Source organism: Serratia sp. CY81684, assembly GCF_052166595.1.
Lineage (GTDB): Bacteria > Pseudomonadota > Gammaproteobacteria > Enterobacterales > Enterobacteriaceae > Serratia > Serratia nematodiphila.
This window is the reverse complement of record NZ_JBJNOO010000006.1, coordinates 99,156-111,484: the sequence shown is the minus strand read 5'-3', so window position 1 is coordinate 111,484 and position 12,329 is coordinate 99,156. Positions and strand designations below refer to the sequence as shown.

At 60.9% G+C, this 12,329-nt stretch carries 12 protein-coding genes; 4 read left to right on the top strand and 8 right to left on the bottom strand.

Annotated features, from left to right (window positions below; all coding sequences use genetic code 11):
• Positions 1 to 96: 96 nt before the first annotated feature.
• Positions 97 to 567, top strand: coding sequence for a thioesterase family protein (locus ACJ8QF_RS21345; RefSeq protein WP_442537848.1), 471 nt, complete (start codon positions 97 to 99; stop codon positions 565 to 567).
• Positions 568 to 633: 66 nt separating this feature from the next.
• Positions 634 to 1,521, top strand: a complete 888-nt coding sequence (rarD, locus tag ACJ8QF_RS21340; RefSeq protein ID WP_004934265.1) for an EamA family transporter RarD — start codon at positions 634 to 636, stop codon at positions 1,519 to 1,521.
• A gap of 16 nt (positions 1,522 to 1,537) precedes the next feature.
• Here rarD and corA read toward each other — a convergent pair whose 3' ends face one another.
• On the bottom strand, positions 1,538 to 2,488 hold the full coding sequence (corA, locus tag ACJ8QF_RS21335; protein WP_004934262.1) for a magnesium/cobalt transporter CorA: 951 nt from the start codon (positions 2,486 to 2,488) through the stop codon (positions 1,538 to 1,540).
• Positions 2,489 to 2,933: 445 nt separating this feature from the next.
• On the opposite strand from corA, the gene ACJ8QF_RS21330 reads away from it, so the two are divergent.
• Positions 2,934 to 3,407 (top strand): WbuC family cupin fold metalloprotein, encoded by a 474-nt coding sequence (locus ACJ8QF_RS21330; RefSeq protein ID WP_004934257.1) that lies wholly within the window; start codon positions 2,934 to 2,936, stop codon positions 3,405 to 3,407.
• A gap of 43 nt (positions 3,408 to 3,450) precedes the next feature.
• On the opposite strand, the gene uvrD is transcribed toward ACJ8QF_RS21330, so the two are convergent.
• The 6 genes from uvrD to lptM form a co-directional block, all read right to left on the bottom strand.
• Positions 3,451 to 5,613, bottom strand: a complete 2,163-nt coding sequence (gene uvrD / locus ACJ8QF_RS21325; RefSeq protein ID WP_048326578.1) for a DNA helicase II — start codon at positions 5,611 to 5,613, stop codon at positions 3,451 to 3,453.
• Positions 5,614 to 5,691: 78 nt separating this feature from the next.
• Entirely contained in the window at positions 5,692 to 6,408 is a 717-nt protein-coding gene (yigB, locus tag ACJ8QF_RS21320; protein ID WP_004934252.1) for a 5-amino-6-(5-phospho-D-ribitylamino)uracil phosphatase YigB, read from the bottom strand.
• Positions 6,408 to 7,319, bottom strand: a complete 912-nt coding sequence (xerC, locus tag ACJ8QF_RS21315) for a tyrosine recombinase XerC (protein ID WP_021504817.1) — start codon at positions 7,317 to 7,319, stop codon at positions 6,408 to 6,410. Before xerC ends, yigB begins: the two co-directional genes overlap by 1 nt.
• Positions 7,316 to 8,029: a DUF484 domain-containing protein gene (locus ACJ8QF_RS21310; protein ID WP_004934247.1), complete on the bottom strand. Its 714-nt coding sequence runs from the start codon at positions 8,027 to 8,029 to the stop codon at positions 7,316 to 7,318. The genes xerC and ACJ8QF_RS21310 overlap by 4 nt, the downstream gene beginning before the upstream one ends.
• Positions 8,026 to 8,850: a diaminopimelate epimerase gene (dapF, locus tag ACJ8QF_RS21305; RefSeq protein ID WP_004934244.1), complete on the bottom strand. Its 825-nt coding sequence runs from the start codon at positions 8,848 to 8,850 to the stop codon at positions 8,026 to 8,028. Before dapF ends, ACJ8QF_RS21310 begins: the two co-directional genes overlap by 4 nt.
• Positions 8,851 to 8,921: 71 nt before the next feature.
• On the bottom strand, positions 8,922 to 9,128 hold the full coding sequence (lptM, locus tag ACJ8QF_RS21300; RefSeq protein WP_004934241.1) for an LPS translocon maturation chaperone LptM: 207 nt from the start codon (positions 9,126 to 9,128) through the stop codon (positions 8,922 to 8,924).
• Positions 9,129 to 9,206: 78 nt separating this feature from the next.
• On the opposite strand from lptM, the gene cyaY reads away from it, so the two are divergent.
• Positions 9,207 to 9,527: an iron donor protein CyaY gene (cyaY, locus tag ACJ8QF_RS21295; RefSeq protein ID WP_004934237.1), complete on the top strand. Its 321-nt coding sequence runs from the start codon at positions 9,207 to 9,209 to the stop codon at positions 9,525 to 9,527.
• Positions 9,528 to 9,563: 36 nt separating this feature from the next.
• On the opposite strand, the gene ACJ8QF_RS21290 is transcribed toward cyaY, so the two are convergent.
• Positions 9,564 to 12,116: a class I adenylate cyclase gene (locus tag ACJ8QF_RS21290; RefSeq protein ID WP_019452546.1), complete on the bottom strand. Its 2,553-nt coding sequence runs from the start codon at positions 12,114 to 12,116 to the stop codon at positions 9,564 to 9,566.
• Positions 12,117 to 12,329: the final 213 nt, after the last annotated feature.

Here is a 12,329-nt window from a genome sequence, read left to right as displayed (position 1 = left end):
GGAAAGCAACAAAGGTTAAGCATAAAATCAACATTCCATTAACCTGGACTGACCAGTTAGCTCCCTTAAAACGCAAAAGAAAAACGGAAACCCGCTATGCCGACCACTGCTCTGACCCTGGAAGCCGCCCGCCGCAAGATCGGCGAAATCTTTGTCTACCACATGCCGTTCAACCGCGAGCTTGGCCTGGAGCTGCGCCGCTTCGACGATGACTACGTCGAGCTGAGCTTCACCAACCAGCGCAAGCTGGTGGGCAACGCCGCTCAGGAAATTCTGCACGGCGGCGTGATCGCCGCGGTGCTCGACGTCGCCGCCGGGCTGGCTTGCGCCGGCGGCGTGCTGACGCGCATGGAACCGCTGATCGAAGAAGAGATCGCCGCCAAACTGTCGCGCATGGGCACCATCGATCTGCGCGTCGACTATCTGCGCCCCGGCCGCGGCGAACACTTCGTCGCCTCCGCCAGCGTGCTGCGCAGCGGCAACAAGGTCGCCGTCGCGCGCGTAGAACTGCATAACCACGACGGCCTGCATATCGCCACCGCTACCGCCACCTATCTGGTCGGCTGATGATTGTGTGCGGTGAGCGACTTCAGTACACTCACCGCATCTTACGTTCCCCACCAGAGTGACGTCATGGACGCAAAGCAAACGCGTCAGGGCATTTTCTTCGCCCTGGCCGCCTATTTTATGTGGGGCATCGCCCCGGCCTATTTCAAACTGATCCAGCAAGTATCCGCGGACGAGATCCTCACCCACCGGATCATCTGGTCGTTTTTCTTCATGCTGGCGCTGATCACGCTGGGCCGCAACTGGCCGAAAGTGCGCGCCGCCTGCCAAAACCGCAAACGGCTGCTGTTGCTGGCGGTCACCGCGCTGTTGATCGGCGGCAACTGGCTGCTGTTCATCTGGGCGGTGAACAACCACCATATGCTGGAAGCCAGCCTGGGCTACTTCATCAACCCGCTGGTTAACGTGCTGTTGGGGATGCTGTTTCTCGGCGAACGTTTCCGCCGCATGCAGTGGGTGGCGGTGGCGCTGGCGTTCACCGGGGTGCTGGTGCAGCTCTGGCAGTTCGGCTCATTGCCGATCATCGGTCTGGGCCTGGCGTTCAGCTTTGCCTTCTACGGCCTGCTGCGCAAGAAAATCGCCATCGACGCGCAGACCGGCATGCTGATTGAAACGCTGTGGCTGCTGCCGGTGGCGGCGGGCTACCTGTTCCTGTTCGCCGACAGCCCCACCAGCCACCTGAGCGCCAACCCGTGGTCGCTGAACCTGCTGCTGGTCGCCGCCGGCATCGTCACCACCGTGCCGCTGCTGTGCTTCACCGCGGCGGCTACCCGGCTGCGCCTGTCGACGCTCGGTTTCTTCCAGTATCTCGGCCCGACGCTGATGTTCCTGCTGGCGGTCACCTTCTACGGCGAGACCGTCGGCCAGGACAAGCTGGTGACCTTCGGCTTTATCTGGGCGGCGCTGATCCTGTTCACCCTCGACGCGCTCTATACCCAGCGCAAGCTGCGCTGAGCCCGGCGCCGCCGGGTTACAGCCAGTTCTTGCGCTTGAAGTACAGGTAAGGGGCCAGACCCGCCAGGATCATCAAGGTGATGGCCCCCGGGTAGCCGAACGACCATTTCAGTTCCGGCATGAATTCAAAGTTCATGCCGTAGCTGGAGGCCACCAGCGTAGGCGGCAGGAACACCACCGACACCACCGAGAAGATCTTGATGATGCGGTTCTGTTCGATGTTGATGAAGCCCATCGCCGCCTGCATCAGGAAGTTCACCTTCTGGAACAGCGATTCGTTGTGCGGCAGCAGGGATTCGATGTCGCGCAGCACTTCACGCGCCTGCTCCAGCTGGCCGGTCGGCAAACGCGCCTTGCGCACCAGGAAGTTGAGCGCGCGCTGGGTATCCATCAGACACAAACGCACCTTCCAGCCGATATCTTCCAGCTCCGCCAGCGTCGACAGCGCGGCGTCGTATTCGTCGCCCTGATGCCCTTCCATGATCACCCGGCTGAGCTGTTCCAGATCGCTGTAGATGTTCTCTATCTCGTCCGCCAGCTGTTCAATCTTGGTTTCGAACAAATCCAGCAGCAGTTCGTAGGCGTTGCCTTCGAGCATGGTCTGGTTGCGGGCGCGCATGCGGTACAGGCGAAACGCCGGCAGTTCACGCTCACGCAGGGTATACAGGCGACCGTCGCGGATGGTGAACGCCACCGTGGAGTTGCCGGCGTGATCTTCCGCATCTTCAAAGTAGAAGAAGGAGTGGATATGCAGACCGTCTTCGTCTTCGAAGAAACGGGCGGAGGCTTCGATGTCGTCCAGTTCGGGACGCGTCGCCAGGCTTTGTCCCAGCTCATTCTGCACGCGCTCACGCTCGCCCTCTTCCGGCTCGACCAGATCAACCCACAGCGATGACGTGAGATCATCCGAGTCGTCCAGTTCCAGACGGGACAAGCGGCGGTTATCTAATTTAAAAGCGCTCAGCATGTGCCAAAACTCCGTGAAGGTAACGGGTGCGGACAACGCGTTGAAGCACAGAAACAGAGGGGATGCGTATCACCGATTTGTTTCAGACCATGAAGAGATCTGACTCATAGCGACGCTTTGCGGGGTCGCCGACAACCACGAAGGCTATCAGCAAAAACGGAGAGCCTTAGAAGTTATACCTGCGGCGCAGGTCAGTGAGCCAGTATCTACTGGGTGTGTCCAAGGCGTCTGTCCTCAATGATAATAGTGCGCGCATGTTACGCCGAGAAGAAAAAGCCTGTCAACACGTTAGGCGGGATAATTGCGCAACAAATCATCACGATGATCAATGGCAGAAATGGCGCTTAAACCGTACTGAAAAAGTCGCGGCGATCGCTTACCACCTCCCAGAATGTTGCTAAGATGACATCACCCTAATGGTACGACAAGCATGCGGATTTAAACGATGAAACAGATTACCGCCCATGAACTGACCGCGATGAGCGAACAGGCCGCCAGCGTGGCCCGCCTGCGCGCGCACCGCACCTTACACGAAGAGCTGAGCGACCCGGTGCAACGCCTGGCGATCGCCATGGAACCCGGCACCTATATCCGCCCGCACCGCCACCCGCAAACCTGGGAGCTGCTGACGCCGCTGCGCGGCCGTTTTGTCGTGTTACAGTTCAACGATGACGGCGTCGTGACGCAGCGCACCCTGCTCGGCGAAGAAACCAAAGTGCTGGAGATGCCGGCCTTTACCTGGCATGCGGTGCTATCGGTCGATGCCGGCGGCGTGGTGTTCGAAGTGAAGCAGGGGCCGTATCAGGCGCTGACCGAAGAAGACTGCATGCCGTGGGCGCCGCAGGAAGGCGGCGAAGGCACCGAAGCGGTGATGCGCTGGTACGCCACCGCACAGGTCGGCGACCGCTACCCTCACTGATGGTGAACGATTGCAGGGGCTTGCCCCTGCAACGCCTCTCTCATTAGACCGTTTCCAAACGCGCGTAGGCCGCCACCAGCCATTTGATGCCCTCGCCCGGGAAGGCGATCTGCAGCCGGCTGTGCTCGCCGCTGCCCTCCAGATTGACGATGGTGCCTTCGCCAAACTTGGGATGGCGCACGCGCTGGCCCAGCTTATAGCCGGTATCGTTCTCGCTGATCGGCGTGCCCATGCGGCGGTGATTGACCGGGCGCGATACGCTGGCGCGCAGGCGCACTTCTTCCACGCACTCCTCCGGCAGTTCGCCGATAAAGCGCGACGGCCGATGGTAAACTTCTTTGCCGTACAGACGGCGCGTTTCGGCATAGGTCAGCGTCAGCTTCTGCATGGCGCGCGTTACGCCCACATAGGCCAGACGGCGCTCCTCCTCCAGACGGCCGCCTTCATCCAGCGACATCTGGCTCGGGAACATGCCCTCTTCCATGCCGACGATAAACACCAGCGGGAACTCCAGCCCCTTGGCCGAGTGCAGAGTCATCAGCTGCACCGCGTCCTGATAGGCGTCGGCCTGGCCTTCGCCCGCTTCCAGCGCCGCATGCGACAGGAACGCCTGCAGCGGCATCAGATCCTGATCTTCGTCCTGATAGCTGAACTGGCGCGTCGCCGTCACCAGTTCCTCGAGGTTTTCGATACGCGCCTGCCCCTTCTCGCCCTTCTCCTGTTCATACATGATGAACAGCCCGGAGTCGCGGATCACCCGGTCGGTCTGCACATGCAGCGGCATATCGGCGGTTTCATGGGCCAACGATTCCACCAGTTCGATGAAACGCTGCAGCGCCGACGCGGCGCGGCCGGCCAACACCTTGTCCTGCATCAGCTCGCGCGTCGCCTGCCACAGCGTCAGCTGGCGATCGCGCGCCGCCTGGCGCACCACGTCGAGGGTGCGATCGCCGATGCCGCGCGTCGGGGTGTTGACCACGCGCTCGAAGGCTGCGTCGTCGTTGCGGTTGGAAATGAGGCGCAGGTAAGCCAGCGCATCCTTGATTTCCTGGCGTTCGAAGAAGCGCTGGCCGCCGTAGATGCGGTACGGCATCGCCGTCTGCAGCAGCGCCTCTTCCAGCACCCGCGACTGGGCGTTGCTGCGGTACAGGATGGCGCAGTCGTTCAGCGCGCCGCCGTTGTCTTGCCAGGTCTTGATGCGGTTGACCACGAAGCGCGCTTCGTCGAGTTCGTTGAAGGCGCAGTAGAGGGAAATCGGTTCACCTTCGCCGCCTTCGGTCCACAGGTTTTTGCCCATGCGCCCGTCGTTGTTGGCGATCAGGGTGTTGGCCGCTTTCAGGATGTTGCTGGTGGAACGGTAGTTCTGCTCCAGGCGGATGGTTTCCGCGCCGGGGAAATCCTTCAGGAAACGCTGGATGTTTTCCACCTGCGCGCCGCGCCAGCCGTAGATCGACTGGTCATCGTCGCCGACGATCATCACGTTGCTGTTGCCGCCCGCCAGCAGGCGGATCCAGGCGTACTGGATGCTGTTGGTATCCTGGAATTCATCCACCAGCACGTTGGTGAAACGTTCGCGGTAGTGGTTGAGGATATGCGGCTTGTTCAGCCACAGCTCGTGCGCGCGCAGCAGCAGCTCGGCGAAATCCACCAGCCCCGCGCGATCGCAGGCTTCCTGATAGGCCTGGTAGATGCGCAGCCAGGTGGCCTCTACCGGGTTGTTGTAGGTCTCGACGTGCTGTGGGCGCAGGCCCTCGTCTTTCTTGCCGTTGATGTACCACATCGCCTGACGCGGCGGCCACTGCTTCTCGTCGACGTTCAGCGCCTTGATGATGCGCTTGAGCAGCCGCAGCTGGTCGTCGCTGTCGAGGATCTGGAAATCTTGCGGCAGGTTGGCTTCCAGGTGGTGGGCGCGCAACAGACGATGCGCCAGGCCGTGGAAGGTGCCGATCCACATGCCGCCCTGGCTGGTGCCGATCAGATGTTCGATTCGGTGACGCATTTCCGCCGCCGCCTTGTTGGTGAAGGTCACCGCCATAATCGAATACGGCGAGCAGTTCTCCACCGACAGCAGCCAGGCGATGCGATGCACCAGCACCCGCGTCTTGCCACTGCCCGCTCCGGCCAGAACCAACAGGTTGCTGCGCGGCGCCGCCACGGCTTCACGTTGTTTTTCATTCAGGCTGTCGAGCAGATCGGAGACGTCCATAGGCACCACTAATGGTTAAGGGAAAACCCGCCGGTGACGGGTTTTTCACTGGAAATTTATACAGAGTTCTGGCAGGGATTATAACAATGCTGTCAGCGATGCCAACTGCGAAATCTCAATATGCGGCAGCAGGCGGCTGTCGGCGGCCTGCATCAGGCAGCGTTGCCGATCGTTGATCCAACAGGCCTGCAGCCCCGCGCGCAGTGCGCCGGCGACGTCGGTAGTCAGATCGTCGCCTACGTGCAGGATCTGCCCGGGCGCCACGCCCAGCCGTTCGACGGCCAGGTGATACATGTCTTGATATGGCTTGGCGCGCCCGTCCGGCCCGGAGCGCAACACGAACTGGAAGTAACCGTCCAGGCCGCACTGCGCCGGATCGGCGTTGCCGTTGGTGATCGCCACCAGCGGGTAGCGCTCGGCCAGCGCCTTCAGCGTGGCGTGGGTCGCTTCCGGCACCTCGATGCGGCTGCGCCACAGCGCGAAGTTTTGCATCGCCGCATCGGCCCCGATTGCCGCTTCAGCGTCGCGCAGCCCCTGCCGGCTCAGCGCCAGATGAATGGCGCGCCAGCGCCACTGGGTGACGTCGTGGTAGATCTCCGGATCCTGCTCACGCAGCTCCTGGCGCAGGCGGTGGAAATCCGCCGACTGGAAGCTGTTCAGACCGGGATGGTAGCTCTGCAGGAAAGCCACCGACTGTTGTTCGGTCTGTCTAATCACCGGACGATTGTCATACAGCGTGTCGTCCAGATCGAAAGTCAGCGCCGCCAGCGGGCGCAGCGGGCGATAAAAATGCATCAGGATTTCCCCCGTTTGGCGCGCGGATGCGCGGCATCGTACACGTTCGCCAGATGTTGAAAGTCGAGGTGGGTATAAATCTGCGTGGTGGTCAGGTTAGCGTGGCCGAGCAGCTCCTGCACCGCGCGCAGATCGCCACTCGACTCCAGCATATGGGTGGCGAAGGAGTGGCGCAGCTTGTGCGGGTGGATATGGCTGTTGACGCCCTGCTTCACGCCCCATTCGGCGAAGCGTTTTTGCACGTTGCGCGTCGAGATGCGTCGCCCCTGATTGGACAGAAACATCGCGTCGTCCTGCGGTCCAAACAGATCGCGCATCGCCAGCCAGTGTTCCAGCCAGGTGACGGCGGTGCGCCCAATCGGCAGTTTGCGTTCTTTGCTGCCTTTCCCCATCACCCACACCTCGCCGGCCGCCATATCGACATGGCGGCAATCCAGCCCCACCAGCTCGGAGAGGCGCAGGCCGGCGCCGTACATCACCTCCAGCATGGCGCGATCGCGCACCGCCAGCGGATCGTTGAGATCGATCTCCAGCAGCTGGTTCATTTCATCGACGTCGATGTTTTTCGGCAGATGGCGGCCGCTGCGCGGCGTGCGGATGCCCTTGGCGGGGTTGGCGTGCAGCACGCCCTGGCTGACCAGCCAATCGAGGAAACTGCGCAATGAAGAGAGCCGCAGCGCCAGGCTGGCGGACTGCAGGCCGGCGCGTTTGCTGCGCGCCGCCAGCATGCGCACCCGGGCGGCGTCCAGCGCCGCCCAGTCGGTGACGCCGATCTCCTGCGCCAGGCGCATCAGCGCCGCCAGCTGGCGCGAATAGCTGAGCTGCGTCAGTGGGCTGAGTTGCCGTTCTACCTTGAGATAACGCAGAAAAGCGTCCACCGGCTGCTGCAGGCTGGGCGCAATCGGCGTCATGCGCGTTCGATCCAGCGTTCCAGCAGTTCCGGCAGCATGCGCGCCAGTTGATTGAGCATTACCGTGCCCATGCCCTGCTGATAGTGTTGCGTATCGCGACTGCTGAAGATCACCATGCCCAGCTCGCCATCGTCGCCCAGCATCGACAGCGCTACCGAACCAATCTGGCCGATCTGTTTGGCCTGCGGCAACAGCAGCAGCAGTTCGGGGCCGTTCAGGCCGCCGAGGTAGTGTTGTTCGCTGCCCAGCCGCTGGATGCGGAACGGCTCGAACGCCGAACGCGTCAGCGCCAGATGGGTGAAATCGGAAGGCGCGCCGATATTCCAGCGCTCGGCGAACAGGCGCACCGTGGCGCCGGCCAAACCGAAGCCGCGCGCCCAGCGCTGCAGCCGGTTGAGCATGTCCTGCAAGCTGTCGGCGGTGGCCAGATCGGCCTGCAGGTGCAGCAGCCTGGCGAACAGCCCTTCGTTGGCGCTGGCCTGCTCCATCAGCAGCGTGATCTCTTCTTCCAGCCGTTCGATATGATTGCGCTGGCGGGCCAGATGCCATTCCACCAGCGAAACGGTGCCGCGCACCGGGTGAGGCACGCGCATCTGCTCAACCTGGCGCGCGTTGCGAATAAAGAAATCCGGGTTCTGCAGCAGATACTGCATCACGGTGTCGTCATCCAGCGCCAGGCCGGCGACGCTCTGTTCTTCTACGCTTTTCATAGATGAATAAATCCGTCATAGACATGGGTTGCCGGACCGGTCATAAACAGCGGGTTGCCCGGCCCTTTCCAGCGAATATGCAGGCTGCCGCCCGGCAGCTCTACATGCACTTCTTCTGACAGCAATTCCTGTTGGATCCCCACCGCCACCGCCGCACAGGCGCCGCTGCCGCAGGCCTGCGTTTCACCGGCGCCGCGCTCATAAACGCGCAGCTTGATATGATCGCGGCTGACCACCTGCATAAAGCCGATGTTGGCCCGTTCCGGGAAGCGTTCATGCCCTTCCAGCACCGGCCCGAGCAGCTCCACCTTGGCGGTTTTTACGTCGTCCACCTGCAAAACACAATGCGGGTTTCCCATCGACACCACGCCGCACAGCACGGTATGTTCCGCCGCGCGCATGATGTAGGTCTTTTCAGCCTTGGCGGCGCGGAACGGCACCGCCTGCGGGTCGAAATTCGGCTCACCCATGTTGACGCACACCAGATCGTCGTCGGTGACACTGAGCACCATGCGCCCGGTTTGGGTGCTGACGCGGATGTCGCGTTTGTTGGTCAGCCCTTTCAGCCGCACGAAACGCGCGAAGCAACGCGCGCCGTTGCCGCACTGCGCCACTTCGCTGCCGTCGGCGTTAAAAATTCGGTAGTGAAAATCCAGTTCGGGATCGTAAGGCGGTTCTACCACCAGCATCTGGTCAAAGCCGACGCCCAGGTGCCGATCGGCCAGCCGGCGGATCAGCTCAGGTGAAAAATAGACATTCTGTGTAACGGCATCGACCACCATAAAGTCGTTGCCCAGACCGTGCATTTTGGAGAACTGCATATCATACTCCGCTATCTGGACGCGCTATCCGTCTTGATTTTACGGCGGCGCTCGCCACCGCAAACAGGGTGTTACTGGTCAACCATCGACGGTTTTTGCTGAGAGCCAGACTGCTCCTGCTGGTTCTTTTGCACCTGATCGCCCGTTTGCACCGGCGGCTTGGCCGGTTTCTGGCTGGCGGGGTCGGCAGGTGGGAAGTAAAGCGGGCCTTTCAGACCACAGCCGGCGAGGCCGGTAACCAGAACTGCCATCAGCGCATAGCGTAGTTGTTTTTTCATTTGCATTAATGCCTGTAATTCATGCGTCCAAGGTCTCTATAATCGCAGGTGGATCATGAAAAGCAATAGGAATTGAATATGAACGACAGCGAGTTTCACCAGTTGGCCGACCAGCTGATGCTGAATATTGAAGAGACACTGGACGATTTTGACGGCGATGCGGACATCGATTACGAAACCAATGGCGGCGTGATGACGCTGAGCTTCGAAAACGGCACCAAAATCGTCATCAACCGCCAGGAACCGCTGCACCAGGTGTGGCTTGCCACCAAGGCCGGCGGCTACCACTTCAACTACCGCGACGGCGTCTGGTTATGCGATCGCAGCGGGCAGCCGTTTTATCAGCTGCTCAGCGAAGCGGCCAGCGCGCAGGCCGGTGAGGAACTGCATTTTTCCTGAGGCAATGCGGGGCTCGGCCACCGAGCCCTTGCGGCGTCAATGCAGCTGGAACTGCTGTTTGAGCGGCTGAGCGGCGCCGTCGGCCACCGTCACGCACAGGCTGGACAGCACGTTGCTGCGGAACGGGATCACCTGCGTGCGCCCGTCGAGCTGCACGATTTGATAGAACTGCGGCAGGTTAAAGTTGATGAAGCTGGAGCCGTAGGTGAAACGATCGTGCGATGAAGAGTAGAAGCGGCTGACGTCGCGCACCAGTTCCTCTTTACTGCCCTCGCAGTGGTGATACACCTCCACCCGATTCGACTCGTCCAGAATATAGATGTTGAAACCCTTGTCATCCGAGGTGTCTTCGAAGAAGAACTGGATGATCCCTTCGCTGGCGAAGCCATCCACCACCGGCGGCAGATGCACCTGATCGGTTTCCACCTTGATAGACAGGCCGTGCAGCTTGTTGTTGGAGATGGCGCCGTAAAACTCCACCGCATTCTCCAGCTTTTGCACCGACACGCTCAGGCGCTCGAAGAACAGCCCCCAGGTCTGCCCGGCGACGCGCACCGCCTTGAAGCGGCCGGGTTCCAGCCGGGTGCTGGACAGGCGCAGCTCGATGCACTCCGACACCAGTTGCTGAATGCGGGTGCGGATCAGGCCGCGCAGGTGCTGGCTGTAGCAGAACACTTCCACCGACTCCGGCGGTGCGGCGTCCTGATGCATTTTGCCGAGAATGGTTTTCAGCGCTTCCAGCACCGACTGCTCGCCGCTGAAATGCAGGGTGCGCACCTCGTTCCAGGAGTTGCGGTACAGCAGATCGATGCTGCCCACCAGACACTGCTGCTGCTGGCCGAAGCTGAACACGTCCAGCTTGCGGAAATCGAAGTGCACCACCTGATTGCGGAAGGCGGCGGTCGGATCGTTTTCCAGATTGACGATGATCGCCAGATGGCGAATTTCGCACGGACTGTACAGCGCTTTCGGCGTCGGCGCCGGCAGGCGCAGCGGGAAGTGATGGGAAACGTCGGCCACCAGCTCCTGCAGCTTGGCGGTATCGCACAGGTTGCCGCTCTTGATGTGCAGGCGGGTCTGCGGCGTCAGCAGGCCGTTGAAATAGGCCCAGGCCACCAGCTTGTTCAGGTAGCGGTTATATTCCAGCGGCTGATGGCTGACGATCGAATCCATGGCCGGCGCCTGATTATACAGGTACCAGCCGGTGCGGTTGGCGCGGCCAACCGGCACGTGAATAAAGGTTAAGTCGTTTTCCGACAGGTCCGGCGAAATCTGCGGGTTCACCAACGTCACCTTGCCGGGCAGCGCTTCGAACGCCGCATACAGTTTGCGGGTCAGCACGCCGATATCCTGCGGGCTGGCGCTGACGCTGAGGTTGTTGCGGCGGGCGAAACGGATCAGGTTGCGGTAGCTCTGCATCATCGCGTCGAGCAACTCGTTATGCGCTTCGCGCACCCGCTCGATCTTCCAGTTGGCGCGATTGTCCAGCATCGCCAGACGCTCTTCGCTCCAGCCCCACTCGCTGACCAGCTGGCTGAGGATCTCGCGCCGCCAGCCGACGCAGGCCTTGGCCAGCGACAGCTTTTCACACACTTTCAGGTAGAAACAGCGGCGGGCCAGATCGAGGCGGGTGGTGTCGTTGATGTCGGTCAGATAGCGAGTGACGCGCTCAAGCATCATGCAGTAGGCGTCGAGCCCGAAGCTGACGATCTCGCCCTGATGCAGGCGATGTTTGATGTCCGTCGCCAGCAGCTGGGTATTGGGGTATTCCCAGGAATAGGCTTCCAGCAGCAGGGTCTTCAGCACCGCCTTGTAAGGCGAATCGATGCTCTTGTACAGCTGCCACAGGCTGGCGCCGAAGTACTCTTCCGCCGACAGCGAACTCAGGCCGCCGAGATCCAGCCACTCGTTCGGCGTCAGCGCGCCCTGCGCGTACAGCGACAGCACGTATTCATCGTAGTGCGCTTCTTCTTCGCCCGGCACCATGTTCCACAGGATGCGTTTGCCGGCCAGGCGCACCGCGGTGCGGTAGAACTCGTCCAGCAACAGGATGTGCTGCGTCGAGCCGCAGTCTTCGCCGCCCAGGCTGCCGCTTTCATTATGGCGGAAACGGTTTTCGTCGATCAGGAAGAAGCTGACTTCCACCCCCATCGAGGCGGCCCACTTCTCAAGCAGGCTGCATTTTTGCTGCAGGCGGGTGCGTTCTTCGTTGTCCAGCCAGGACTGGTGGCAGACCCAGATATCGAGATCCGAGCTGCAACTTTGGCCGATAGACGAGGTGCTGCCCATCGAATAGACGCCGGTGATCGGCAGCTCGCCGCTGGCCGGTTTGTCAAACGGGCTGCCCCATTTGTCTTCTAAATCGTTCAGGTAATCTTGTTGAGTTTCATCAGGCGTGTAGAGGCAAATGCCGTGGGGAACGTTACCGTTCAGGTAACCCGGCATCAGCGGGTGGTGGTGGTGCAGTAAGGTGGGCAGCAGACTGTATACCCGTTGAAACGCGGGCTTCATAGCCGCCAGGGCGCGATCGACGCGTAGCTGATTGATCGCATCCAGTCTCTGCTTCAATGTCTCGATGTAGAGGTACAAGACGTCTCGCCTGATTATCCCGGTGTTTAGAAAAAAACCCGTATTCCATAAGCGCCGTTAGTGTAAGAAGAATATTTGGCGACTTATTGCTGGAAACGTGATCAATTTAACACCTTGCTGATTGACCGTAAAGGAGGTAACGCTTCACAATTATTGTAGCGCTTCCCTAAACGATTTACCCGCAGTGTTAACTGCCCCAAAGCACATCACACG

Bases quoted from the DNA above. Each gene is read 5' to 3' on its own strand.
- ACJ8QF_RS21345 (WP_442537848.1), top strand. From the start codon at position 97: ATGCCGACCACTGCTCTGACCCTGGAAGCCGCCCGCCGCAAGATCGGC.
- rarD (WP_004934265.1), top strand. From the start codon at position 634: ATGGACGCAAAGCAAACGCGTCAGGGCATTTTCTTCGCCCTGGCCGCC.
- corA (WP_004934262.1), bottom strand. From the start codon at position 2,488: ATGCTGAGCGCTTTTAAATTAGATAACCGCCGCTTGTCCCGTCTGGAA.
- ACJ8QF_RS21330 (WP_004934257.1), top strand. From the start codon at position 2,934: ATGAAACAGATTACCGCCCATGAACTGACCGCGATGAGCGAACAGGCC.
- uvrD (WP_048326578.1), bottom strand. From the start codon at position 5,613: ATGGACGTCTCCGATCTGCTCGACAGCCTGAATGAAAAACAACGTGAA.
- yigB (WP_004934252.1), bottom strand. From the start codon at position 6,408: ATGCATTTTTATCGCCCGCTGCGCCCGCTGGCGGCGCTGACTTTCGAT.
- xerC (WP_021504817.1), bottom strand. From the start codon at position 7,319: ATGACGCCGATTGCGCCCAGCCTGCAGCAGCCGGTGGACGCTTTTCTG.
- ACJ8QF_RS21310 (WP_004934247.1), bottom strand. From the start codon at position 8,029: ATGAAAAGCGTAGAAGAACAGAGCGTCGCCGGCCTGGCGCTGGATGAC.
- dapF (WP_004934244.1), bottom strand. From the start codon at position 8,850: ATGCAGTTCTCCAAAATGCACGGTCTGGGCAACGACTTTATGGTGGTC.
- lptM (WP_004934241.1), bottom strand. From the start codon at position 9,128: ATGAAAAAACAACTACGCTATGCGCTGATGGCAGTTCTGGTTACCGGC.
- cyaY (WP_004934237.1), top strand. From the start codon at position 9,207: ATGAACGACAGCGAGTTTCACCAGTTGGCCGACCAGCTGATGCTGAAT.